Annotated in this window: 22 protein-coding genes; 14 read left to right on the top strand and 8 right to left on the bottom strand. The window is 43.4% G+C overall.

The features are described from left to right. Window positions 1-30: 30 nt before the first annotated feature. The 4 genes from DK415_RS01305 to udk are packed head-to-tail and all read right to left on the bottom strand — an operon-like array spanning window position 31 to window position 3,669. Window positions 31-1,221 carry a sugar transporter gene (locus DK415_RS01305; RefSeq protein ID WP_109432096.1) on the bottom strand — a complete coding sequence of 397 codons (1,191 nt, stop codon included), beginning with the start codon at window positions 1,219-1,221 and terminating at the stop codon, window positions 31-33. Window positions 1,222-1,230: 9 nt separating this feature from the next. Next, window positions 1,231-2,424, bottom strand: coding sequence for an AsmA-like C-terminal region-containing protein (locus DK415_RS01300; protein WP_109432095.1), 1,194 nt, complete (start codon window positions 2,422-2,424; stop codon window positions 1,231-1,233). Next, complete coding sequence (gene dcd / locus DK415_RS01295; protein WP_109432094.1) at window positions 2,425-3,009, bottom strand: dCTP deaminase; 585 nt, start codon at window positions 3,007-3,009, stop codon at window positions 2,425-2,427. A 9-nt stretch (window positions 3,010-3,018) separates the two neighbouring features. Further along, window positions 3,019-3,669 (bottom strand): uridine kinase, encoded by a 651-nt coding sequence (gene udk / locus DK415_RS01290; protein WP_109432093.1) that lies wholly within the window; start codon window positions 3,667-3,669, stop codon window positions 3,019-3,021. A gap of 263 nt (window positions 3,670-3,932) precedes the next feature. Between udk and DK415_RS01285 the strand changes: the two genes are divergently transcribed. From DK415_RS01285 to secF, 14 genes are all read left to right on the top strand, one after another. Then, window positions 3,933-4,973: an ABC transporter substrate-binding protein gene (locus DK415_RS01285; protein ID WP_048749851.1), complete on the top strand. Its 1,041-nt coding sequence runs from the start codon at window positions 3,933-3,935 to the stop codon at window positions 4,971-4,973. 155 nt (window positions 4,974-5,128) lie between these two features. Beyond that, complete coding sequence (locus DK415_RS01280) at window positions 5,129-6,163, top strand: ABC transporter substrate-binding protein (RefSeq protein ID WP_006718951.1); 1,035 nt, start codon at window positions 5,129-5,131, stop codon at window positions 6,161-6,163. A 66-nt stretch (window positions 6,164-6,229) separates the two neighbouring features. Continuing rightward, window positions 6,230-8,287, top strand: coding sequence for an ABC transporter permease (locus DK415_RS01275; protein WP_162540447.1), 2,058 nt, complete (start codon window positions 6,230-6,232; stop codon window positions 8,285-8,287). Between the two features lie 16 nt (window positions 8,288-8,303). Further along, complete coding sequence (gene fbpC / locus DK415_RS01270; RefSeq protein ID WP_109128074.1) at window positions 8,304-9,350, top strand: ferric ABC transporter ATP-binding protein; 1,047 nt, start codon at window positions 8,304-8,306, stop codon at window positions 9,348-9,350. A 133-nt stretch (window positions 9,351-9,483) separates the two neighbouring features. Next, a complete protein-coding gene (locus DK415_RS01265) occupies window positions 9,484-11,502 on the top strand; it encodes a hypothetical protein (protein ID WP_109432092.1) in 2,019 nt (672 codons plus the stop codon). A 177-nt stretch (window positions 11,503-11,679) separates the two neighbouring features. Beyond that, window positions 11,680-13,068, top strand: coding sequence for a prephenate-dependent tRNA uridine(34) hydroxylase TrhP (trhP, locus tag DK415_RS01260; RefSeq protein ID WP_109432091.1), 1,389 nt, complete (start codon window positions 11,680-11,682; stop codon window positions 13,066-13,068). Window positions 13,069-13,350: 282 nt separating this feature from the next. Continuing rightward, window positions 13,351-14,442 (top strand): tRNA preQ1(34) S-adenosylmethionine ribosyltransferase-isomerase QueA, encoded by a 1,092-nt coding sequence (gene queA / locus DK415_RS01255; RefSeq protein ID WP_109432090.1) that lies wholly within the window; start codon window positions 13,351-13,353, stop codon window positions 14,440-14,442. Between the two features lie 109 nt (window positions 14,443-14,551). Next, on the top strand, window positions 14,552-15,703 hold the full coding sequence (gene tgt / locus DK415_RS01250; protein ID WP_109432089.1) for a tRNA guanosine(34) transglycosylase Tgt: 1,152 nt from the start codon (window positions 14,552-14,554) through the stop codon (window positions 15,701-15,703). An 85-nt stretch (window positions 15,704-15,788) separates the two neighbouring features. Then, window positions 15,789-16,211, top strand: coding sequence for an excalibur calcium-binding domain-containing protein (locus DK415_RS09485; protein ID WP_204098389.1), 423 nt, complete (start codon window positions 15,789-15,791; stop codon window positions 16,209-16,211). Window positions 16,212-16,238: 27 nt separating this feature from the next. Next, window positions 16,239-16,757 carry a hemerythrin domain-containing protein gene (locus tag DK415_RS01240; RefSeq protein ID WP_109432088.1) on the top strand — a complete coding sequence of 173 codons (519 nt, stop codon included), beginning with the start codon at window positions 16,239-16,241 and terminating at the stop codon, window positions 16,755-16,757. A 19-nt stretch (window positions 16,758-16,776) separates the two neighbouring features. After that, on the top strand, window positions 16,777-16,998 hold the full coding sequence (locus tag DK415_RS01235; protein ID WP_109432087.1) for a sulfurtransferase TusA family protein: 222 nt from the start codon (window positions 16,777-16,779) through the stop codon (window positions 16,996-16,998). A 162-nt stretch (window positions 16,999-17,160) separates the two neighbouring features. Beyond that, a complete protein-coding gene (yajC, locus tag DK415_RS01230) occupies window positions 17,161-17,460 on the top strand; it encodes a preprotein translocase subunit YajC (RefSeq protein WP_006718961.1) in 300 nt (99 codons plus the stop codon). A 30-nt stretch (window positions 17,461-17,490) separates the two neighbouring features. Further along, window positions 17,491-19,341 (top strand): protein translocase subunit SecD, encoded by a 1,851-nt coding sequence (gene secD, locus DK415_RS01225; RefSeq protein WP_109432086.1) that lies wholly within the window; start codon window positions 17,491-17,493, stop codon window positions 19,339-19,341. Between the two features lie 17 nt (window positions 19,342-19,358). Further along, window positions 19,359-20,324 carry a protein translocase subunit SecF gene (gene secF, locus DK415_RS01220; RefSeq protein WP_109432085.1) on the top strand — a complete coding sequence of 322 codons (966 nt, stop codon included), beginning with the start codon at window positions 19,359-19,361 and terminating at the stop codon, window positions 20,322-20,324. Window positions 20,325-20,485: 161 nt separating this feature from the next. Here the strand turns inward: secF and glyA are convergent, their stop codons facing one another. From glyA to DK415_RS01200, 4 genes are all read right to left on the bottom strand, one after another. Continuing rightward, window positions 20,486-21,748: a serine hydroxymethyltransferase gene (glyA, locus tag DK415_RS01215; RefSeq protein WP_109432084.1), complete on the bottom strand. Its 1,263-nt coding sequence runs from the start codon at window positions 21,746-21,748 to the stop codon at window positions 20,486-20,488. Between the two features lie 214 nt (window positions 21,749-21,962). After that, entirely contained in the window at window positions 21,963-23,252 is a 1,290-nt protein-coding gene (gene purD / locus DK415_RS01210; RefSeq protein WP_109432083.1) for a phosphoribosylamine--glycine ligase, read from the bottom strand. A gap of 153 nt (window positions 23,253-23,405) precedes the next feature. Continuing rightward, a complete protein-coding gene (purH, locus tag DK415_RS01205) occupies window positions 23,406-25,007 on the bottom strand; it encodes a bifunctional phosphoribosylaminoimidazolecarboxamide formyltransferase/IMP cyclohydrolase (RefSeq protein ID WP_109432082.1) in 1,602 nt (533 codons plus the stop codon). A 189-nt stretch (window positions 25,008-25,196) separates the two neighbouring features. Then, window positions 25,197-26,618, bottom strand: coding sequence for a sucrose-specific PTS transporter subunit IIBC (locus DK415_RS01200; RefSeq protein ID WP_109432081.1), 1,422 nt, complete (start codon window positions 26,616-26,618; stop codon window positions 25,197-25,199). Between the last annotated feature and the right edge of the window lie 10 nt (window positions 26,619-26,628).

Below are 26,628 nucleotides of genomic sequence, written 5' to 3'. Positions count from 1 at the left end.
CCCTTGCTACCAAGTCTCTTTTTGCCTGAGTTAATCCAACGCATTTCCTTGCGATTGACCGTAACGGAGATGAAGATAAACAAAAAGACCAATACCTAACATGGCAAATGCCGCACCGGAAAAACCAATATTTGCCAACCCGAGGTGCTGCATCACTTGATTGCCCAATAGTGCGCCACCACCAATACCGACATTATATAAACCTGAATAAATTGCCATTGCCACATCCGTTGCATCGGATGCCAGTTGTAACACGCGCACTTGTAAACTTAAACCGATGCCCGAAATACCAATGCCCCAAATAAACGCCAGTAAAAACATCGAAAATTGGCTCTCGCTTAGTGGCAGCAATAAAACAAGAGAAAGCATTAAAATGCCCATAGAAGTCAATAAAAAAACGGTAGGCGAACGTTGATAAAAGCGATTAAACAGCAAACTGGCTATAATGCCCGACAACCCGAAAATCAAGAGAATCGCCGTAGCGGCAGCATCGCTCATTTCACCGATACGCACCATAAAAGGCTCTATATAACTATACGCCGTGAAGTGTGCTGAAATAATCAATATGGTTAAAGCATAAAGCCCAAGTAATAAAGGGCGTTTGATCAGTAACGGAAGACTGCGCAACGAGCCGGCATTACGACTTTCCAAATGTGGTAAGAAACGATAAAGCAAAATTAAAATCGTAAACGCTAACACGGCAATAATGGCAAACGCCTCGCGCCAGCCAAAATATTGCCCGATAACTCGCCCAAGAGGTAAACCGAGCACCATTGCTAACGCACTGCCCATCGCCAATAATCCAATAGCCTGTGCTTTTTTATCTTTCGGCGCAACGCGCACGGCAAGTGAAGCGGTAATGGACCAAAAGATCGCATGGGTAAAGGCAATACCGATGCGAGAAAGCAGTAATACCCAAAAGTCCCACGCCAACACAGAAAGCACATGGCTTACCACAAAAACAATCAATAATTTAATGAGTAAACTGCGTCGCTCCAGTTTTGCTGTCATGAGCATAAAAGGCAACGACATGAGCGACACAATCCAAGCATAGAGAGTGATCATCAAGCCGGCTTGTTCCACCGGAATGTGAAAACTGTCGGCAATATCTGACAATAAAGCGACCGGCAAGAACTCTGTGGTATTAAAGACAAATCCAGCAAATGCCAGCAAAATAACACGAAAAAATTTCAGACGCCGAACGATTTGTAAAGAGTACATAGAGAAAAACTACTTTAATTTGCGTTTAATCAGTTCTTTGATTTTCTTACGAAAATCTTTATTGATCTGTAATTCGTATTGAGGCGAATAACAGCTATCAAAAAAATGAATCGGCAAGGAAAGGTCAGCATATTTTTCATTTGCTAAACTGAGGTTCAAATGGATGTCGCATTGCATTGCATTTAAATCCACTTGGCCAGAACCCTGCCCCAAAAGTGCGGTGGTTTTTAGCGTTATTCTATCAATCTTTAATTTGCTTTCATTTAACGTAAAACTCGTTACCAATTTTTCATAAGGCGTTTTAATTTTGCCTTTTTGCTTGAGTTCTGCTTCATTCCAATTTATCGGCAAATACTGCCCGGCGAGCTCCAATAGATTCACGCCGGATAACTCGCCATCATGCGCACTAAAATGGAACCGACCGTTTTTCACCTTTGACTGAACGAACTCTAGGGCAATATCAAAATCGCTGTTACCCGTCACCGTATTCGGAAAATTAAATATTCCTAGCAAACGTTCAATAGGATAATTTTTACCCCAAAAACTGACCGCACTTTGGCCGGGATAACTCGCATAATCCACATGAGCAATACAAATAAGATCACAATCCGAAATGATATCGGCAATGACGTATTTGGTATATTTGGACAAATCCACTTCCGCTCGGAGGGTTCCTAAGGGTTGTTGGTTTAGCTCAACCTCTTCAAAAACAACGGCAAAGTCTTTTTCTGCGAACCGGGAAATTTCACCTTTATTGAAACGAAAAGTGAAACTTTTTTGAGTTCCATATAACGGCTTATCCCATTCAAGAGAAAACGAATGTGGCTCATTGAAAAGCACGCGATCTTGTTGAAGATTATTCAAACTGAAATCGGAAAAATACATGTGCATATCAGCAGAATTAAGCGCATTATCGGAAAAACGAATACGTTGCATATCCAGCTGCTTAAGTTGCATATTGCCGGAAATTAAGGCAGAAAAATTAAATATTCCTTTTAATTTTTCAATAGAAATTTGGTTGTGTTTAACCCCTTCAAAAGAGACATAAGGCTGTGGGAAAAGACCGATACTAAGATGTTGAAATGCAGTTTCATATTGTGCCAATTTGGCTGTCACCGCACTTTCGAGTTTGTTAAGTTGAACATGAAAAAAAGCCAAGATCGCCAACAACACGACCAGCGTCATCAAGGCGATCTTTTTCATTTATTTATCCTCATCGATGCGACTGGCAACCGCATTTTGTTGATTTTTGTATTTAGCATCTTTACGGCTGTTATACGGACGTGCCGCTGCGCCACTTAACACTTCAAAACTCAAGGCGCCAATCACCATATTCGGACGCAACGCCAACGGCAATTTACCGGAATTATAAAACTCCAATACAATTTTGCCTTCCCAACCCGGATCGATACGGTGTGCCGTCACATGCACCATTAAACCCAAACGCGCTAAAGAAGAACGTCCGTCCAGCCAACCGATAATATTGGCCGGTAATTTCACAGACTCCAACGTCGTCGCTAATGCAAGCATGCCGGGGTGCAAGAAGAAGGCTTCATCATCAGCAATAATAATTTCATCGCTCATGACCGACTCCAACTGCGCGGAGACTTCTTCTTTCGGCCCACTTAAATCAATGTAAGGTGCGGAATGTTCACGAAATACGCGAAAAGAATTCCCCAAACGAACATCAATGGTCGCACCATTAATTTTATCGTTAGACGGTCGTGGACTCAGAGAAATCAAGCCTTCATCCAGATAACGTTCAATGTCAGTATCACATAATCTCATGCCAGGCTCCTATTTTTGGCTTAATAATTGCATAATTTGCGCTTTTAACATATTGATAGCAATGCGGTTTTTACCACCACGAGGGATCACAATGTCAGCGTGTTGTTTAGACGGTTCGATAAATTGCAGAAACATCGGACGCACAGTAGCACGATATTGATCAATGACGGATTGCAAGGTGCGACCACGTTCTTCCATGTCACGCTGTAAACGACGAATAAAGCAAATATCTAACGGCGTATCCACAAACACGGAAATATCTGCCAACTGACGTACACGCTCGTCTGTAAGTAATAAAATCCCCTCTAAAATCACAATACGTTTTGGCGTGAAATGGGTCACTTCATCGGTTCGGGTATGCTCCACATAACTATACACGGGAATATCAACGGCGTTGCCGGCTTTTAAGGCTTTCAAATGGGCAATGAGCAAATCACGGTCCATAGAATTTGGGTGGTCATAATTCGTTTTGACCCGTTCAGACATCTCTAAGTGGCTTTGATCTTTGTAATAACTATCTTCTGCAATAATACCGATTTCTTCACAGCCTAATTCATGACAAAGCTCTTTGTGCACCGTAGAGGCGATAGAACTTTTTCCTGAAGCCGAAGCGCCTGCAATGGCGATAATAATACAAGATGATGCTTGATGATCTGACATACCGTTTCCCTTTCTCTCATTAAGGTAAATAAATTGGCGAAATTATAAAGAAAAAAGCCTTTTTTTGACATAAATAGATCCATTTACAAACAATTTTTCTACAATTAATTTTTTACGCAACATATTCGCTCATAAAATTCTTCGTTTTGTGAGACTTCTCACATTAATTAAGGGGTATTTTATGTAACATGCAAACCTTGAAAGCACTTGCTTGAGCGCATTCATATTACATTTTCATTTTATGAACAATAAAGAGGTACAACATGAAACTCAAATCACTTTCTCTTGCAATTTCAACCGCACTTTTGGCCGGTGGGTTATTCGCATCACAAGCCGCAACGGCACAAGGACGTTTAGTCGTGTATTGTAGTGCGACGAATATTTTATGCGAAACCACCACGAAAGCCTTTGGTGAAAAATATGATGTTAAAACCTCCTTTATTCGTAACGGCTCAGGCAGTACCTTTGCCAAAGTAGAAGCGGAAAAAAATAACCCACAAGCAGACGTGTGGTTCGGCGGTACATTCGACCCACAAGCGCAAGCGGCTGAATTAGGTTTAATCGAACCTTACAAATCCAAACACATTGATGAAATCGTAGAACGTTTCCGTGATCCGGCAAAAACCAAAGGTAACTACGTATCCGCCATTTACATGGGGATTTTAGGTTTCGGCGTGAACACAGAACGTCTTGAAAAATTAGGCATTAAAGAAGTCCCGAAATGCTGGAAAGACTTAACGGATCCACGTTTGAAAGGCGAAGTACAAATTGCTGACCCACAAAGTGCCGGTACAGCCTATACTGCGCTTGCCACGTTCGTACAACTTTGGGGCGAAGACAAAGCCTTTGATTTCTTAAAAGCTTTACATCCAAACGTTTCCCAATACACCAAATCCGGTGTCACCCCATCCCGTAACGCGGCTCGCGGTGAAGCCGTCGTGGGTATCGGTTTCTTACACGATTACGCCCTTGAAAAACGCAATGGCGCACCATTGGAACTCGTGGTGCCATGTGAAGGTACCGGCTATGAGTTAGGCGGCGTGAGCATCTTAAAAGGCGCGCGTAATATCGACAATGCAAAATTATTCGTGGATTGGGCATTATCTAAAGAAGGTCAAGAATTGGCATGGAAACAAGGTGAATCCTTACAAATCTTAACCAACACAACGGCAGAACAATCGCCAACGGCGTTTGATCCAAACAAATTGAACCTTATCAATTATGACTTTGAAAAATACGGCGCCGCCGAACAACGCAAAGCCTTAATTGAAAAATGGGTTCAAGACGTTAAATTAGCGAAATAACACGCTAAAGTGCGGTCGAAAATTCTTGTATTTTTCTTACCGCACTTTTCTTATATTGATGGCTCGTGTCCTTACGACGCGAGCCTATCACTATCATCAGAACGCACATCAACAAAAGTGCGTTACCTCGACATCAAAAACACAGGAGTGTTGAAATGAAACTCTCAAAAATTGCGTTAGCGCTTTCAGGTGTTGTACTCGGTGGAATGTTATTAAGTGGCAATGCGGCAGCGAAAGGTCGCTTAGTCATTTATTGCAGTGCGCAAAACACCATGTGCGAGCAAGAAGCCATGGCATTCGAGAAAAAATATGATGTAAAAACCAGTTTTATTCGTGGCGGCACGGGCACTATCTTAGCCAAAATTGATGCGGAAAAAGATAACCCTCAAGGCGATGTTTGGTATGGCGGTACAATGGATCCGCATTCCCAAGCGGGCGAAATGGGCTTGTTGGAACCGTATAAATCACCAAATCTGCCACAAATTGTTGAACAATTCCGTGATCCGGCCAAAACGAAAGGTAACTATTCCTCTGCTATCTATCTTGGTGTGTTAGGTTTTGGTGTGAACCCTGAACGTTTACAAAAACTCAATTTGCCAATACCAAAATGTTGGAAAGATTTAGCTGATCCTATGTATCGCAATGAAATTCAAGCAGCGGATCCGCAAAGTTCCGGTACAGGCTATACTCAATTAGCCACTTATATTCAGCTTTGGGGCGAAGAGGAAGCCTTCAAATACTTGAAAGCGTTAAACAAAAACGTTTCGCAATATACCAAATCTGGTAACACAGCAACTCGCAATACCGCCCGTGGCGAAACAGCAATCGGCATCGGCTTTTTACACGAATATTCGTTAGAAAAAGCTAAAGGTGCTCCGGTTGAATTAGTGGTGCCTTGCGAAGGAACTGGTTATGAAATCGGCGGTGTCAGCGTGATTAAAGGCGCACGCAATCTTGAAAATGCCAAACTTTTCGTGGATTGGGCCTTATCTAAAGAAGCGCAAGAATTAACATGGCAAAAAGGCGAAGCCTATTCCATTTTAACCAATACCACGGCGCAACAATCGCCTTATGCGTTGGATTTTAAATCCGTTAACCTGATTAACTATGATTTTGACAAATACGGCGCCACCGATTTACGTAAACGCCTCATCACCAAATGGGTCGATGATGTCAAATTAGCCAAATAATTGTAGTAAAATTAAAGAAGCAATGCGCTGTTGCATTGCTTCACTTTTCTACTAATGCGAGGTTGTATGAACGCAAACAAACTTCCAATAACACATTCTGCTCATTTTTGGATCATTTTATCCTTAATTGCATACTTGGTTTTACCTTCCCACGCCCTAGATTACGGTTTGTTCGATAGCACTGCCGACGAATTCTACGATGCCATGGGGTGGTCGTCTTTTAACATTACCGCCTTTTGGTTCCTACCGGTGATTTTATACGGTTTGTTGCCGTGGCTAAAATTACCCGCCAACACCCAAGCTAAAGCGGAACTTTACTTACTGGCAATAGCCACACTATTCACCTTTATCAGTGCGAGCGTGTTAAAAATCAGTATGGGTTATTCGGTGATCGTTTTACTCATTGGTTTCACCGCACTTGCTACGCTATCGCTTGCCAAGCTGAAAATCATGCAAGGCGATAAATTTATTATCGCCTCCTTGCTTTGCATTATTTTGCTGATTTTCTTCTTCATCGTGTATCCAACCTTGGCGATTTTTGTCTCCATGTTCTACGACGGGGACACCTTTGCCCCACAACAAGTGATGCGTATTTTGACGCAAAGCTACATTGTGCGCGTCATCAGTAACTCCTTGTTTTTATCCGGTTTCGTGGGTATCGTTTCTACGGTATTCGGTTTAGCATTTGCCCTTTATACAACCCGTATCGCACGCCGTACCGCATTTATCGGTAAAATCTTCTCTATTTTGCCGATTGTTACACCACCGTTTGTGGTCGGGTTAGGGGTAACTTTAATGCTTGGCCGCTCCGGTTATGTGACCGAGTTTTTATCAAGCAATTTCGGCTTCACCAATCACAACTGGTTATACGGTTTTAACGGTATCGCCATTGCGCAGATTTTGGCATTCGCGCCAATTTCCTTCATGATTTTAGACGGTGCATTAAAATCCGTGCATCCGTCTATTGAAGAAGCGTCTTATACGTTGCGTGCTAACCGTTATCAAACCTTCTATAACATCATTTTCCCGTTACTGCGCCCGGCCTTGGCAAACTCGTTCCTCATCGTGTTCATCCAATCGCTCGCCGACTTTAGTAACCCGTTGGTGTTGGGGGGGAGCTTCGACGTTATTGCAACGCAAATTTACTTCTACATTGCCGGTTCACAATTAGATTACGCCTCCGCCAGTACCCTTGGCTCCATGTTGTTAATCTTCTCCTTGGCGATTTTTATCATTCAATATTTATGGATTGGTAACCGCTCTTATGTGACCGTTTCCGGTAAATCTTATCGCGGCGATGTACAAGAACTCCCTGCCGGCTTGAAATACACGATTATTTTCATGCTCGGTTCTTGGGTTATCTTCAACCTTGCTTTATACGGCAGTATTTTCTACGGAAGCTTCACCGTCAACTGGGGTGTGGACTATACCTTAACCTTGAAGAACTACGCCATGTTGTTCGGACAAGGATTAAGTGACGGCGCGTGGCCTTCCTTAATTAATACCTTAATTTACGCCGGTATCGCGGCACCACTTACCGCCATTTTTGGTTTATTAATTGCCTATATTGTGGTGCGTAAAGACTTCCAAGGGAAAAAATCCCTTGAGTTCTTAACCATGCTTTGTTTTGCCGTACCAGGCACCGTAGCGGGGGTATCTTACATTCTTGCCTTTAACAATGCGCCGATGTACATCACCGGCACCAGCATTATCGTGGTGATTTCCATGGTGATGCGTGATTTGCCAATTGGTATGCGTGCAGCGATTGCAGGCTTAGGACAACTTGATAAATCCCTAGACGAAGCCTCCCTTTCTCTGAAAGGTAGCTCATGGAAAACCCTGTGGTATATCGTGTTGCCATTATTAAAACCGGCCTTGCTCTCTGCGCTTGTCACCAGTTTCGTGCGTGCCATGACAACAGTAAGTGCAATCATCTTCTTGGTAACTGCGGATACCCGTGTAGCAACCGCATACATCCTAAACCGTGTAGAAGACGGTGAGTATGGGATTGCCATTGCATACGGCTCTATCTTAATCGTGGTGATGATGGCGATTATTTTATTCTTCGACTGGATTGTTGGTGACACCCGCATTTCCCGTTCCAAAGCGAAAAAAATGAATTAAGTTGTAGGTAAAAAATATGAGTAATGATTTCTTAGTATTAAAAAATGTCACGAAAGCCTTTGGCAAATCTGTGGTAATTGATGATTTGGATTTAACCATTAAACGCGGCACCATGGTGACGTTACTTGGTCCATCCGGTTGCGGTAAAACAACCATTTTGCGTTTGGTTGCCGGTCTTGAAAACCCAACCTCCGGACAAATTTTCATTGACGGCGAAGACGTAACCAAATCGTCTATTCAAAACCGCGATATTTGTATCGTGTTCCAATCCTACGCATTATTTCCGCACATGAGCATCGGTGACAACGTCGGTTACGGCTTACGCATGCAAAACGTGAGCAAGGAAGAGCGTAAACAGCGCGTTAAAGAAGCCTTGGAATTGGTAGATTTGGCCGGATTTGAAGATCGTTATGTGGATCAAATCTCCGGGGGTCAACAACAACGTGTGGCGCTTGCTCGTGCGCTTGTTCTCAAACCCAAAGTCTTACTGTTCGATGAACCCTTAAGTAACCTTGATGCTAACTTACGTCGCGCAATGCGGGAAAAAATCCGTGAATTACAACAAAGCCTTGGCATCACGTCTCTATACGTGACCCACGACCAAACAGAAGCCTTTGCAGTATCCGATGAAGTTATCGTGATGAATAAAGGGAAAATCATGCAAAAAGCACCGGCGAAAGATCTGTATCAACGCCCGAACTCCTTATTCTTGGCTAACTTCATGGGCGAATCCAGTATTTTCCCGGCGAAATTGCAAGGAAATACCGTTAACATTCATGGCTATGAACTTGCCTTAAATAATGCGGCGCAATTTAATTTACCGGATGGGGATTGCTTGGCAGGCGTTCGCCCGGAAGCCGTTTATCTGCATGAAACCGGCACAGAAGCCCAACGTTGCACGATTAAAAGTGCGGTGTACATGGGCAACCATTGGGAAGTCGTGGCAGTATGGCATGGTCAAGATTTGTTGATTAACTGCCGTCCGGAACAGTTCAACCCGACGTCGCAAGAAGCCTATGTGCATCTTTCCGAACAAGGCGTTTTCCTGTTAAAAAACCAATAAAAATCAAAAATAATTAAAATTTTAACCGCACTTTATATTCAAGAGAGTAAAGTGCGGTTATTATTTACAGCATTTTTAACGTTGGCGTTCCGTATCGTCATCGAAACAACCTTAACCTAAGCTTGAGAATCACATGAGTAAAAAAAGAAAAGTCACTTTAACCCTTGCTGCCATGATTATTACACTTGGTGGGGGCGCGCAGTTTTATACCAATCAGCAAGTGGATCAGGTTTTACAAAAATTCCCTTATTCTTTAGATAATCAACTCAGCCTCAATGTGACGGAAAGTGCCAAGAACTTTTTCAGTCGTGAGCTTACCTTTAGTTTAGAAAATAATGATGGTCAAAAAACCAATATTATTTCTACCAAACTGACGGCATTGCCTTTTTTCATTACGGCAGAATCGAAACTTTCCGAACAATTGGTGCGTCAATTAAACAAAGATCTCAATATCACCATTGATAAAAACACCATTAACAGCAAATTTTCACCGGTTGGCGATTATCTGCAATCAAACATACTTACCGACTTCCGTGATTTTACGAACAAAACGCAAGCGCTTTCAGTCAGTCTAGACTTTAATGCAGGCACAAAAAACGTAGCGCTTAATGCCAACTTAAGCGGCTTTAACTATGATAAAAACAGCAAATTAGAACAAATTGGTGCCCAGATTAAATTTGTGCCTGTTGGTGAAAACCAATACGACATTTCAAACCTTGAACTCAATGCTAAAAACGCCGAATGGGATTTGTTAAATGGAGAAAACACCAAAATCCAACTGAAAAATACCCGTTATCAATTCAGTGTCACAAAATCGGCTGATACAGACTTGCGCGATCTTTCCACCCAATTAAGTAGCGACACCTTACGCATTGCCAACAAAGAACGTACTACAGAAGAAAGCCAAACCGTGATTAACGGCATAACGCTGAATCTACAACAGCAAGGTGTAACAAGTGCGGTGGATTTTGCCAATGAATTTAAGAAACAGCTGAACGGTGAGCAAAATATTAAACAGGTAGCCAATTTTTTATCCGCCGTCCTCACGCAAAATCACACATTTAACGGAACCCTTTCCGTCAAATCCGTGGATGTGCCTAAAAATCAAAAGCCTTACTTTAATTTAAATGAGGCAAAACTCAATTTAACGATGGCAAATGCAGATCTCACTAAAGCCAATCTGGCTTTGCAATTAAATGTTGCCGGCATCAAACAGACGCCGGAAGATCAAAGCAAACAATGGGAAGCCAAAGGAGCTCAAATCGTCTATCAACTTGATGGCTATAACTTGGAAAACAAATTGGCATTTATTCCGCTCTATTTAGATGCCCTCTCCATCAAAAATGCCCCCAAAGAAGATAACAAGACCTTATTAAAGCTGAAGAAACAATGGGCAAACACAATGGCTGGAAACAGCAATGCAGAAATCTCATTACAAGCATTTAATTACCAAAATGTCTCTTTGGAAACATTAGCGTTAAAACATCAAGGCTCAGAGGAAAACAACCAATATCGAGGAAATTCCACGCTTTCACTAAAAAAACTGACGTTGTCTGAAGCACAGGCGCAAATGGAAGATCTTGCGTTCAATCTACCGCTCACCGTGAATAATGTTGCTCAATTTGCAGAAAATCAGTTTTGCTTTGGGTTGACTGCATCATTGTGTTCAGCTTATTTCACACCGGAAACAACACAAAAACTCCTTGGAAATCAATGGAAAGATCTAGATTTAGCCAGTGATAACACAACCCTCACCTTCAATTTAAATACCTATCCAACCACAAAAGCGTATCCAGTGAGTATCCACCTTAAAGGCGCTTTAAAAACAACTAAAGATAAACAGTCCATCGCAGACATGTTCATCGAAAATATGCAAAGCACGACCAATATTGTTCTAAGCAAAGGCCTCGCAGAGACTTCTGATGAAGAAAGTTTAAAAATCAAAAAAGCCTCACCATTTTGGCAAGCCTTGTTGACTGAGCTTAAACCGGAAGAACGACTATTTCCGATATTTATCGAAGAAGGCGATAACTATGTTCTGACATTAGAAAGGGACAATAACCGTTTTCTAATTAACGGAAAAACCGTAGAAGAACTTCTGAAGCAACATGAACTGATGATGGATTCTTCTCAGTCGGAAAGTAAAGACTAAATACCCTCACAAGAAAGTGGGCTATATGCCCACTTTTTTATTCTCACTCCGCTAAAAAACATTTTATTTTTCCACCGCACTTATCCTTTACAAAAAGCAAAATCCGCCTAAAATACCCCTCTTTACGATTTGCCTTGCGCAAATTCCTGACTTGACATCAGACCATAAGAGACATTTATGACAACCTCATTTAAACCTGAATTACTCTCCCCTGCCGGCTCCCTAAAAAATATGCGTTATGCCTTTGCTTATGGCGCAGACGCCGTGTATGCCGGCCAACCGCGTTACAGCTTACGCGTACGCAATAATGAATTTAATCACGCCAATTTAAAAATCGGCATTGATGAAGCCCATGCGCTAGGCAAAAAGTTCTATGTCGTGGTGAACATTGCGCCGCACAATTCCAAGCTCAAAACTTTTATTAAGGATTTACAACCGGTTATCGACATGGGGCCGGATGCGCTGATCATGTCCGATCCCGGTTTGATTATGCTGGTACGTGAACACTTCCCTGACATTGATATTCACCTTTCCGTGCAAGCCAATGCGGTGAACTGGGCAACTGTGAAATTCTGGAAACAAATGGGATTAACCCGCGTGATTTTGTCGCGTGAGCTTTCTCTTGATGAAATCGCCGAAATCCGCCAACAAGTACCGGATATTGAACTGGAAATTTTCGTGCATGGCGCACTCTGCATGGCGTATTCCGGTCGCTGCCTCCTTTCCGGCTATATCAACAAACGCGATCCAAACCAAGGCACCTGCACGAATGCCTGCCGTTGGGAATACAAAATGGAAGAAGGCAAAGTAGATGATGTGGGCAATATCGTGCCGAAATTCGACCCGAGCCAACAGATTGAGGTGAAAAATGTCGCCCCAACCTTGGGCGAAGGCGCAGTGACCGATAAAGTTTTCCTTTACACCGAAGCGCAAAATCCTGATGAGCAAATGACCGCCTTTGAAGATGAACATGGCACTTACTTCATGAACTCGAAAGATTTACGCGCCGTGCAACATGTGGAAAAACTCACCTCACTCGGCGTGCATTCCTTAAAAATCGAAGGTCGTACCAAATCCTTCTATTACTGTGCCCGTACCGCCCAAGTGTATCGCAAAGCGATTGACGATGCGGCTGCCGGCAAACCATTTGATGAAAGCTTGATGGATACCTTAGAGTCCCTTGCCCACCGTGGTTATACCGAAGGTTTCCTACGTCGCCACACTCATGATGAATACCAAAATTATGACTACGGCTACTCCATTTCCGATCGTCAACAATTTGTCGGCGAATTCACCGGTAAACGTAATGAACTTGGCATGGCAGAAGTGGCAGTGAAGAATAAATTCTTGCTCGGTGATGAAGTGGAAATGATGACACCACAAGGCAATATCGTGTTTAAAATCAACAAAATGCTCAATCGCAAAAATGCGGAAGTCGATGCGGCCTTGGGCGACGGACACTTTGTCTTTTTAGATGTGCCACAGGATATTCATTTGGATTATGCGTTGCTCATGCGAAATTTGGTTGATACCAACACGCGCAATCCGCACGAAAAGAAAAGTTAATTTATTGTTAAATAAATGTTGCATTATTAATTTGGAAGCATATAATGCAACTCGTACCCTAAAAAAATATGACTCCAAATACTTTTAGCCCTTACCCCCTTGAAAGGGCTTTTTTTTTGTCTGGAGAAAAGTAAAACATAGATTAAAGAATCAATTAGTCCGTACAAACACTTTCTTCTACATATTCGCCAAAAGAAATTAGCGTGATTTCTTTTATTTCCTTGAGATTCTCCCCAATTCGCACTAGACTACCGCCCTCTTTTTCAAACCAAATGTTCCATTATGCGTGTTGCCGATTTTTATTTTGATTTACCTGATGAGTTGATTGCCCGTTACCCTAAAACAGAGCGAACTGCCAGCCGTTTATTGCAGTTAAATGGCGAAAATGGGGACATTTTCCACCGCACTTTTGCCGATGTGTTGGAATTGATTCATCCGGGCGATTTGATGATCTTCAATAATACCCGTGTTATTCCTGCGCGGATGTTCGGGCGCAAAATCAGTGGCGGAAAAATAGAAGTCTTGGTGGAACGCGTATTAAGCGAATCTCGTTTTCTTGCCCATGTTCGCGCTTCCAAAGCGCCGAAAGAAGGGGCTGAACTGATTTTAGGTGAAGATAAATTAGGCGAAGGCAACGGTGTAAAAACCTTGATGGTTGGTCGCCAAGGCAGTTTATTTGAAATTGAAATCGCTGAAAAACAGACCGCACTTTTTGACGTTTTACAACAAATCGGGCATATGCCTTTACCGCCTTATATTGATCGTCCTGACGAAGAAGCGGATCAAGAACGTTATCAAACCGTCTATAACAAAGTGCCGGGGGCGGTTGCCGCACCGACAGCCGGTTTACATTTTGATGATGAACTTCTAGCCAAACTCAAAGAGAAAGGCGTCAATTTCGCCTTTGTAACCTTGCATGTGGGCGCAGGAACATTCCAACCGGTACGTGTTGAAAACATTGAAGATCATGTTATGCACGCAGAATACGTGGAAGTGCCGCAAGAGGTTTGCGATGCCATTCTAGCCACCAAGAAAGCCGGCAAGCGCGTGATTGCCGTGGGAACAACTTCCGTACGTTCCATTGAAAGTGCTGCATTAGCGGCAGAAGAAAAACAAAGTGCAGCGTTAATTGAACCGTATTTTTCCGATACGTCTATTTTCATTTATCCGGGCAAAAAATTCCGCGTGGTGGATTGTTTAATTACCAATTTCCATTTGCCGGAAAGCACTTTGATTATGCTGGTTTCTGCTTTCGCAGGGTTTAGCCATACGATGAATGCATATAAAAGTGCGGTAGAAAATCGCTATCGTTTTTTCAGTTATGGCGATGCCATGTTTATCAACAAAAATCCCCATGTTAAGGGAATGGAATAGAAATTGACTTATTTAGGTTCTCCACCTAAAATCCTACAACTCAAGCCTGTTACTCAGGCTTTTTTATTGACTAAAAACCTTCGAACTGTTTATTCGTTGAGGAAATAAAATGAAGTATGAATTAGATAAAACCAGTGGCAACGCCCGTCGTGGTCGCTTGGTATTTGAACGCCCACAAGGTATATTTACGGTTGAAACCCCGGCGTTTATGCCGGTGGGCACTTATGGCACGGTAAAAGGCATGACACCGGAAGAAGTTCGTGCAACTGGCGCAGAAATACTCCTCGGTAACACGTTCCATTTATGGCTTCGTCCGGGGCAAGAAGTGATGCGTAAACACGGCGATTTGCACGATTTTATGCAATGGCATCGTCCTATCCTCACGGACTCCGGCGGTTTCCAAGTTTTCAGTCTAGGCAAGTTGCGCAAAATCACCGAAGAAGGCGTGAAATTCCAAAACCCAATCAACGGTGAACGCATTTTCTTATCACCGGAAAAATCCATGGAAATCCAATATGATTTGGGTTCCGACATCGTGATGATTTTCGATGAATGTACGCCTTACCCGGCAACGTTTGACTATGCCAAAAAATCGATGGAAATGTCTTTACGTTGGGCGCAACGTAGCCGTAACCGTTTTGATGAATTAGGCAACAAAAACGCCCTATTCGGCATTATCCAAGGCGGCACCTTTGAAGAATTACGCAAAGTGTCCCTGGAAGGTTTGGTGAACATCGGTTTCGACGGTTATGCCGTGGGCGGTTTGGCTGTGGGCGAACCGAAAGAAGATATGCACCGCATTTTGGAATACATTTGCCCGCAAATCCCTGCCGACAAACCACGTTATTTAATGGGCGTGGGCAAACCTGAAGACTTAGTGGAAGGCGTACGCCGCGGCATCGATATGTTCGACTGTGTGATGCCAACCCGTAATGCACGTAACGGTCATTTATTCGTCACTGATGGCATTGTGAAAATCCGCAACGCCAAATACAAAGACGATACCAGCCCGTTAGATCCGCACTGTGATTGCTACACCTGTAAGAATTACACCAAAGCCTATTTGTATCATTTGGATAAATGTGGCGAAATCCTCGGCGCGCGCCTAAACACCATCCACAACTTACGTTATTACCAACGTTTAATGGCGGAAATCCGTCAAGCCATTGAAGACGATCGCTTCGATGATTTCGTGGTGGAATTTTATGCGAGAATCGGCAAGCCTGTTCCACCGTTACAACTTGCAGAAACAGAAAAATAATCAGTTAAAAGTGAGGTGGAAAATTTAAGTGTTTTTTCGACCGCGCTTTTTGTTTAAGATTAATTTTCTAACTAGGAACCTCAAAGTGCTAAATTCTAAAATAACAAAATTTATAGTCGCTACACTCCTGTTTTCTAGTGTTGGATTTATAATATGGCAATGTTCAATACCTCGCTCCCCAGTCAGAGAGACCGTTGAGGAATTCATTTGGAAAAGTAAATACTGGATAGGCAAGGCACAAATGTACTTCAAAAATACCCAAAAACAAGAGGAGTATACTGGACCTTCTGAAATAAGTTTTAAAGACCATACAAATAAAACTGTATTTATCAAAAAAAATAACCTTTCGTATTCAAAACCAAATCAAAGATTCTCGTGTGATGGTCGTCAATACTGCTCCGAAATGAACTCTTGTGAAGAAGCCCGCTATTTTCTTCGCAATTGTCCGAATACAAAAATGGATGGAGATAACGACGGCAAACCTTGTGAAGATAGATGCGGACACTAATAACTATTTAATTATTGGAGAAAATATATGATTGAGTTATCCCCTCAACAATTTGCCACATGGAATGAACCCATTGAAATGTTGTATGCCTGTCATAGCAAAGTGAAACGTTTTTGTCGGCAGTTGACGATTTTGCCTGATTATTTGGCAAAAAACGGTTGTAATCAGGCGGTGAAAAATGACGTTCAGCAAATTCTCAACTATTTCAATCAGTCAGCCCCATTGCACCATGATGATGAGGAAAAAGATTTTTTCCCACTGTTGGTGAAATATGTGCCGGAAGCGCAAAAAGACATTGATGAATTAGAAAGACAGCACGTGACCTTACATGATAACTGGGCAAAATTATCTGAACAGTTGCAAGCCTTGTTGAATGGCGAACGGGAGAATGTCGATATGGCATTGATCAACAATGTGGTGTCAGGCTACGACAAACATATCGCGTTGGAAGAGCCGTTATTTGAGCTTGGTAAACAACATTTATCGGAAGCCGAATTACGCGAAATCGGTGACATCATGAGCGCTCGTCGTCGCGTACAAGCTTAAGCTATCGTTGATTTAAATTATGGAATATCAACTTGATACTCGTGAGTATCGTTGTCCTCTGCCGTTATTAATGACGAAAAATGCCGTCAACACATTAGCCCCAAATGATGTCTTGACGGTGTGGCTTGCTGCGGAAAGTGACATCGAAGATTTTCGTTTATTTTGCGAAGCAAAGCAGTTGTCTTTTACCGTAATAAGTCAATCTCAACGTACCATTCAAATCACCAAAATCAACAAGTAACCTCCCTATTTTCAGCCTTCAAAAGTGCGGTCGTTTTTGCCGTCATTTTTACAATATCATTTTCACATTTCAGCGAATTTATGGTATTTTAACTGCCGATTTTAATCAGTTTACGGACGCTCCACAGCGTCTTCTCTTTTCATTAACTAAAAGGAAATTTGAATGGAAGCTCAACAAGGCAGCCCAATGTCAATGTTATTTATTTTTATCATCTTCGGATTGATTTTCTATTTCATGATTTATCGTCCGCAAGCGAAAAGAAATAAAGAACACAAAAAATTAATGTCCGAATTAACCAAAGGCACCGAAGTATTAACCGCCGGCGGTATCATTGGTAAAATCACCAAAGTAGTTGAAAACAGCGACAGCATCGTTATCGCGTTAAACGACAGCACTGAAGTGACCATCAACCGCAACTACATTGCAGCGGTATTACCGAAAGGCACAATTAAAACCCTTTAATCTTACATTCCTCAAGGGAACAGGAAATCTATGTTAAATCGTTACCCTTTATGGAAGAATCTAATGGTGATCTTTTTGGTCGCCATTGGTATTTTATACGCTCTTCCAAATCTTTACGGTGAAGATCCTGCCGTACAAATCTCAGGAACTCGTGGCCAGGAAGCTAATTCCAGCGTGCTAAGCGAAGTTCAAACTGTTCTAAAAGAAAATAATCTGGCAACAAAATCCATCGTGTTAGAAAACGGCTCTATTCTTGTACGTTTTAACAATACCGATAACCAATTACTCGCCAAAGATAAAATCACTGAAAAATTAGGCAATAACTACTCTATCGCCCTGAACCTTGCACCGGCAACGCCAAAATGGCTAAGCAGCATTGGCGGCAATCCGATGAAATGGGGCTTGGATTTGCGTGGTGGTGTACGCTTCCTGATGGAAGTGGATATGAACTCTGCGCTCACCAAACGTCAAGAGCAATTACAAGATTCCTTGCGTACCGAATTGCGCAAAGAAAAATATCAATACAGCGCAATTAAGTCAGCGGAGAATTTTTCCACAATCGTAAGTTTGGTGAATCCGGAACAGTTATCTGATGTACAGCGTTATTTGCGCAAACAGCATCCGACCTTAGACATTCGTGCGATTTCTGATAATACCCTGTCTTTGGCGTTATCTGATGCGGCATTAAACGAAGCACGCGAAAGTGCGATTGAACAAAACCTAAGTATTTTGCGTAAACGTGTCACCGAACTTGGTGTGGCTGAAGCGGTGATTCAGCGCCAAGGCGCAGAACGTATCGTGGTTGAATTGCCGGGGGTACAAGATACTGCTCGTGCGAAAGAAATTCTTGGAGCAACGGCGACCCTTGAATTCCGCTTAGTCAATGGTAATGCAAACTTAGAGGCAGCCGCTCGCGGCATGGTGACCTCTGATTCTGAAGTGAAATATGACAGAAACAATCGCCCTATTGTGCTATATAAACGTGCCGTATTAGGTGGTGAGCACATTACGAACGCCAGTTCCGGTGTGGATCAAAATACCTCTAGACCGCAAGTGAGCGTCACCTTGGATAGCGAAGGCGGCGAAATCATGTCACAAACCACCCGCGCCAACATCCAAAAACCGATGGCAACGTTGTATGTGGAATATAAAGACAGCGGTAAAAAAGACGAAAATGGCAAAACCATTTTACAAAAACACGAGGAAGTGATTAACGTTGCGACGATTCAAGGCCGTTTCGGTAGTCAATTCCAAATTACTGGCATTGACTCTCCGGCTGAAGCACAAAACCTTGCGGTATTACTTCGTTCCGGTGCGTTAATTGCGCCGATTCAAATCGTGGAAGAACGCACCATCGGTCCATCTCTTGGTGCGCAAAACGTCGAACAAGGTTTGCAAGCAAGTTTTTGGGGCTTAATGATCGTCGTCGCCTTTATGGTGATTTACTACCGTAAATTCGGTCTTATCGCCAATGTCGCCTTAATCGTCAATATCATTTTATTGGTCGGCTTGATGTCCTTATTACCGGGCGCCACGCTCACCATGCCGGGGATTGCCGGTATCGTATTGGCGGTAGGGATGTCCGTGGACGCAAACGTGTTGATCTTTGAGCGAATAAAAGAAGAAATTCGCAACGGTCGCCCTGTTCAACAAGCTATTAGCGAAGGTTATAGCGGTGCATTCAGTTCTATCTTCGATGCGAACTTAACCACCATTTTGACTGCGGTAGCACTTTATGCTGTAGGGACGGGTCCGATCAAAGGCTTCGCAATCACCTTATCTTTAGGGATTGCTATCTCCATGTTTACCGCAATCACCGGAACACGCGCAATCGTGAATTTCTTATACGGCGGCAAACGAATTGATAAATTATCAATTTAACGGTGAGGAAATATATTGTGAATTTAGAAAATAGAAGTCAGCCAATTAGAGAAATTCAAGGCATTAAACTCCCTTTCCGTTTAGTGGAATTCATGAAATTCCGTCTATGGGGCTATCTTGCTTCCGTCGTGATTATCGCGGTTTCCTTATTCTTTGTGTTTACCAAAGGTTTCAACTGGGGATTAGATTTCACCGGTGGTGTGGTGGTAGATACCCACTTCTCCCAACCGGCAGATCTGGAAAAAATCCGTTCTACGTTGGTACAAAACGGCATTGAGAGTCCACTCGTACAAACCACCGGCGGTGTGCGCGATGTGATGATTCGCCTACCGGCAACCGATGATGCGCAAATCGGCGATCACGTCAAAAAAATGCTGAACACATTGGATAGTGATATTCAAATCCGTTCCATTGAATTTGTCGGACCTAACGTAGGTGAAGAATTAACCCAAGGGGCCATTTACGCCACCTTAGCCACCCTCATTATGCTCTTGCTTTATGTGGGCATGCGTTTTGAATGGCGCTTAGCAACCGGTGGTGTGCTTTCTTTAGCGCACGACGTGATTGTCACCCTCGGTGCATTCTCTTACTTACAAATCGAAATGGATTTAACCTTTATTGCGGCGATCCTTTCCGTGGTAGGTTACTCGTTAAATGACAGTATCGTGGTATTCGACCGTGTGCGTGAAAACTTCCGTAAAATCAGACGGATTTCCGCCATCGACATCATCGATATTTCCTTAACTCAAACCCTATCCCGTACTATTATGACATCGGTCACCACGTTAATTGTCGTTATCGCCCTCTTCATTTTCGGCGGCCCGACAATTCACAGTTTCTCGCTAGCGTTGCTCATCGGGATCGGATTCGGTACCTATTCTTCCATCTTCATTGCGATTGCTATCGCCTATGACTTAGGTTTAACCCGTGAACACATGGTTCAACCTAAAGTGAACAAAGATGATATTGAAGAGTTACCATAAAAATCACTAAAACAAAAAAGGTCGTTTTTTAACGACCTTTTTTATTTTCCACACTTATCGCATTTCTCTAATACATCAGAAAAAACCTTTTATTTTTCGACCGCTCTTTAAGCAATAAAAAAGCGGCGAAATTCGCCGCTTAAAGAGAAATGCCTGAATAATTAGGCGTAAACCGGAAGACGTTTACAGATTGCCAATACTTTTTCTTTCGTCGCAGCAATCACTTGTTCTTCATTGTCTTTACCGAGTGCATCTAACACATCACACATCCAGCCGGCAAGTTCACGACAGTCTTGTTCGTTAAAGCCACGACGGGTAACGGAAGGTGTCCCTACACGAATACCGGAAGTCACAAATGGTTTTTGTGGATCATTCGGTACAGAGTTTTTATTCACGGTAATGTTTGCTTTACCAAGTGCTGCATCCGCCGCTTTACCGGTTAAACCTTGTTGAACTAAATCCACCAAGAACAAGTGATTTTCAGTGCTGTTTGAAACCACTTTGTAACCTCGTTGTTTAAACACCTCAACCATGGCTTTTGCATTTTTCAAGACATTTTGTTGGTAGATTTTATATTCCGGCTCTAATGCTTCTTTGAAGCACACTGCTTTTGCCGCAATAATGTGAACTAATGGACCACCTTGACCAGCCGGAAAGACCGCAGATTGAAGTTTTTTATACATCTCTTCATCGCCGCTGGCAGATAAAATTAAACCACCACGTGGACCGCCTAAGGTTTTATGGGTTGTCGTTGTAACAACATGGGCGTGCGGCAACGGATTAGGATAAACACCTGCGGCAATTAAACCGGCAACGTGCGCCATATCCACGAATAAATAGGCGCCCACTTCATCTGCGATCTCACGCATTTTTTTCCAATCAACTACTTGAGAATAAGCAGAGAAACCGCCCACGATCATTTTTGGTTTCACTTCATGCGCTTGTTTACGCAAAGCATCGTAGTCAATCAAACCCTCATCGGTAATGCCATATTGCTCTGCATGATAAATTTTACCGGAGAAACTCACAGAAGCACCGTGGGTTAAGTGACCACCATGTGCCAAGCTCATGCCTAAAATGGTGTCGCCCGGATTCAATAATGCCATATAAACGGCCGCATTCGCTTGTGAACCGGAGTGCGGTTGCACGTTCACATAATCTGCGCCAAATAATTCTTTCGCACGATCAATCGCCAACTGTTCCACAATGTCAGCGTACTCACAACCACCATAATAGCGTTTGCCCGGATAGCCTTCCGCATATTTATTGGTGAATTGAGAACCTTGCGCTTGCATTACGCGCGGGCTGGCATAGTTTTCAGAAGCGATTAATTCAATATGTTCTTCTTGACGACGATTCTCATCTTGAATGGCTTGCCATAAAACCGGATCGTAATCTGCGATGTTCATGCTCTTTTTAAACATTGTGTTTTCCTCGTTATGTAATTTTGAGTGGTATAGTTTAACTGTTTATGGATTGAAATTTAATTAAAAGTTAAGTCCTAAATTTTCATCAAATCAATGAAAACCATTCATAAAAGTGCGGTCAAAAAATCCATTGGATTTTTAACGTCGCCTTTGCCGACACCGCCATCTGGTGTTCGCAAGTACTTAGACGAACTTACGAATCATTTTTTTGCTATTTTTTCTGCTCACGTGCCACGGCGCGGTAGCCGATATCACGACGATAAAAACGACCGTTCCATTGGATTTGTTCAGCCAGTTTTAGCGCTTTCTGTTGTGCCTCAAAGACACTTTCCCCCAATGCCGCAGCACAAAGTACACGACCACCGTTAGTGACTAACTTGCCCGCTTTCGCTTCTACGCCCGCCAAGAAAACTTTTTCATTTTCCACCGCACTTTGTGGCAAACCAGTGATTTCATCGCCTTTGCGATAATCGCCCGGATAGCCTTCTGCTGCCAATACGATGCCCAAAGAAGCCTTTGGATTCCATTGGGATGTCACTTCGTCCAATTTGCCATCACAAGCTTTAAGACAAAGTTCCACCAAATCCGATTCTAAACGCAACATGATGGGTTGGGTTTCCGGATCGCCGAAACGACAGTTAAATTCGATCACTTTCGGCTGACCATTTGGCATGATCATCAAACCGGCATACAAGAAACCGGTGTAAACATTGCCTTCTGCCGCCATACCGTTGACCGTTGGATAGATCACTTCACGTATCACGCGCTCATGAATTTCAGGTGTCACCACAGGCGCAGGAGAATAAGCCCCCATGCCGCCGGTGTTCAAGCCCGTGTCTTTTTCGCCCACACGTTTATGGTCTTGACTGGTCGCCATAGGTTCGACGTTTTTGCCGTCCACCATGACGATAAAACTCGCCTCTTCGCCATCTAAAAATTCTTCAATGACCACCCGACTGCCGGCTTCACCAAAGGCATTACCGGACAGCATATCCCGCACTGCGTCTTCCGCCTCTTGCAACGTCATCGCCACAATCACGCCTTTACCTGCCGCCAAACCATCCGCTTTAACGACTATTGGCGCGCCTTTTTCACGCAAATAAGCTAATGCCGGTTCGACTTCGGTGAAGTTTTGATATTCTGCCGTTGGGATTTTGTGACGAGCGAGAAAATCTTTGGTGAATGCTTTGGAACCTTCCAATTGCGCCGCCGCTTGTGTTGGCCCGAAAATGTTCAATCCCGCCGCACGAAACGCATCCACCACACCAATCACAAGTGGCGCTTCAGGCCCCACGATCGTTAAACCAACGTGGTTATCTTGGGCAAATTTAACTAACGCAGGAATATCCGTTGCGGCAATATTCACGTTTTCAACCTTTTGTTCTAACGCCGTCCCCGCATTGCCCGGTGCAACGAAAATTTTATCTGCTAATGGAGATTGCGCCGCTTTCCAAGCGAGGGCGTGTTCACGACCGCCGTTTCCGATGATGAGAATGTTCATAATGATCCTTGTATTTGTGAATCGCCGTGGGTAAGTATACCCACGGTTAAGCATAATGGTTCCCCTTTGGGGAACATTGCTCTTGCCCCAAAGGGCAAAATTATAACTAACCTAGGGTAACTTGTTACCCTAGGTAGCCCAACCCCGTAATATTTAATGTCTAAAATGCCGCATTCCCGTCAATACCATCACCATATTATGCTCATCTGCCGCATCAATCACTTCCTGATCGCGCATTGAACCGCCCGGATGGATCACGCATTGAATGCCTACTTTCGCCGCCGCATCAATGCCATCACGGAATGGGAAGAACGCATCGGATGCCATCACACAACCGGCCACTTCCAAGCCTTCATCTTGCGCTTTAATACCGGCGATTTTGGCCGAATACACGCGGCTCATCTGACCTGCGCCAATACCGATGGTTTGGTTATCTTTGGCATAAACAATGGCATTTGATTTCACGAATTTCGCCACTTTCCAACAGAATAATAAATCTTTCAGTTCTTGTTCGGTCGGTTGACGTTTGCTGACCACTTTTAAATCATCCAAGCCCACCATGCCTAAATCCGCATCTTGCACCAACAAGCCACCGTTCACGCGTTTGAAATCTAAACGTTGGGTACGCGCTTGCCATTCTCCACATTCAAGCAAACGGACATTTTTCTTACGTTTCACCACTTCAACAGCTTCCGCAGACACTTTCGGTGCGATAATCACTTCCACAAAGTGACGTTCTACAATTTCATTTGCCGTTTTTTCGTCTAATTCACGGTTAAAAGCAATGATACCGCCAAAGGCTGAGGTTGGGTCTGTTTGATAGGCACGATTGTAAGCCTCTAAAATATCTTTTCCTAAAGCCACCCCGCATGGATTAGCGTGTTTAACAATCACACAAGCAGGTTCATCAAATTCTTTCACACATTCGAGGGCTGCGTCGGTGTCGGCAATATTGTTGTAAGACAGGGCTTTACCTTGCAGTTGGTTTGCCGTTGCCACACTCGCTTCTTTTACATTGAGATCCACATAAAATGCGGCATTTTGATGGGCATTTTCGCCGTAACGCATGGTTTGTTTACGCACGAAGTTCAAATTTAAAGTCCGCGGGAATTGACCGCACTTCGCCTCTGCATCTTCTTCGGCTGCCACATGATAAGGTTTCACCAATTGTCCGAAATAGTTCGCGATCATAGAATCGTATTGCGCTGTGTGCTCAAACGCTTTAATAGCAAGATCAAAACGGGTTTCCAGGGTTAAGCTGTTTTGATGTTGATCCATTTCGGCAAGAATGGCATCAAAATCCTGATTTTTCACGACAATCGCCACATCCTTATGGTTTTTCGCGGCAGAGCGCACCATGGTTGGGCCGCCGATATCAATATTTTCCACGGCATCTTCTAACGTGCAATTTGGCTTAGCCACGGTTGCGGCGAAAGGATATAAATTCACCACCACCATATCAATGCCTTCAATGCCATGTTGCTGCATAATAGCATCATCCGTACCACGACGACCTAAAATCCCACCGTGCACTTTCGGGTGTAAGGTTTTCACGCGACCGTCCATCATTTCCGGAAAACCGGTGTAATCGGACACTTCGGTTACCGGCAAGCCGTTTTGTTCTAAAAGTTTTGCCGTACCGCCGGTAGAAAGCAGTTTAACACCGCGCTTTACGAGGCCTTGGGCGAATTCCACAATACCGGATTTATCGGACACGCTAAGCAATGCTTGGCGAATGGGACGAGTTGATTGCATGAATAATTTCCTTTGATTTATGAAGTAAATTTGAGGTGGCGTATTATAACGCAAACGTTTGCGTTTATGTAGAAATGCACGAAAATTTTGTAAAAAAGTGCGGTCGTTTTTGAAGGAGTTTTTATATTTATACAAAAGAAAAAGCACGAATCCGCTTTCACAAATTCGTGCTTTCTCAAGGTTGGCAAACTATGCTTTGGCTTGTGCCCGTTTCACTAAAATCGTGGAAAGACTGAATGCCACAATAAAGGAAATGGCCATGCCAATGCTGTACATGGCAAGGCTGTCCGGTTTAATCGACGGAATCCCTAAAAAACCTGCCGCACCAAGGGCGATGGCTTTGACATTAAAGAACGCAATAAACGCACTGGCAAGACCGGAGCCAATCATCGCCGCGATAAAGGCTTGACGGTAACGCAAGTTCACCCCAAACATGGCGGGCTCGGTAATACCAAGCAACGCAGAAATGCCGGAAGGAATGGCCAAGCCGCGAACTTTCGGATCTTTTAAGGCGAATGCCACGCCCAAACAGGCGGCGCCTTGTGCAATATTAGACATTGCCGCAATTGGGAAAATAAAGGTACCGCCGGTGCGTGCCATTTCCGCCAATAATTGGGTTTCCACCGCAATGAAGGTTTGGTGCATACCGGTAATCACGATTGGTGCGTAGAAGGTACCGAAAATCGCACCGCCGATAAAACCTAATGTGTCATATAACCAGGTTAACCCTGCCGCGATTAATGAACCTGCTTCACGTCCGATTGGGCCGATGATGGTAAACGCCAAGAAGCCGGCGATAAACAAAGAAAATAACGGTGTAACCAAATTATCTAAATAAGACGGCACAAATTTACGAAACGTTTTTTCTAACGTTGCCAACACCCAAGCGGAAATTAAGGTTGGGATCACAGTGCCTTGATAGCCTACACGTTCAATTTCCAAACCAAACACATTCCAATATTGGATTTTGCCTTCTGCCAGCGTTAAAGCATAGTTCCAACCGTCAGCCAGTGCCGGGTGAACCAATAACATTCCTAATGCAGCCCCAAGGAATGGGTTACCACCAAACTTACGGGTAGCAGAGAAACCAAGCAATACCGGCAAGAACACAAACGGTGCGTTCGCAATGGTATTAATGAAATCCACTAAATCTTTAAGTTCAGGATGCATTTCAATGACGCTGAGTTCATCCACAAAGAACCCTTTGGCGGTGAGCATGCTGTAAATACCCATCAACAAACCGCCTGCCACAATGGCCGGAATGATCGGTACGAAGATATCCGCTAAACCTTTCACCAAACGTTGCAATAAACCTTGGTTACCGCTCGCGGCTTCTGCCACTTCCGCTTTGCTCACATCGCCGATGCCCAGCAATTTGGTTAATTCAGCGTGGACTTTATTCACAGTACCAGAACCAAAAATAATTTGATATTGCCCAGCAACAGCAAACTGCCCTTTTACCCCCTCAATATTGTCGATGCCTTCCTTGTCCACTTTACTTTCATCATTTAGCACAATACGCAAACGGGTAGCACAGTGAGCAGCCGTGACAATATTTTCTTTGCCGCCAAGTTTTTCAATCACTTGTTTGGCGATGTTAGGAAAGTTCATAGTCTTCTCC

The organism is Aggregatibacter segnis, assembly GCF_003130075.1.
Lineage (GTDB): Bacteria > Pseudomonadota > Gammaproteobacteria > Enterobacterales > Pasteurellaceae > Aggregatibacter > Aggregatibacter segnis_A.
Note: the sequence above shows the minus strand (reverse complement) of the source record. Positions and strands in the feature narration are given on the sequence as shown.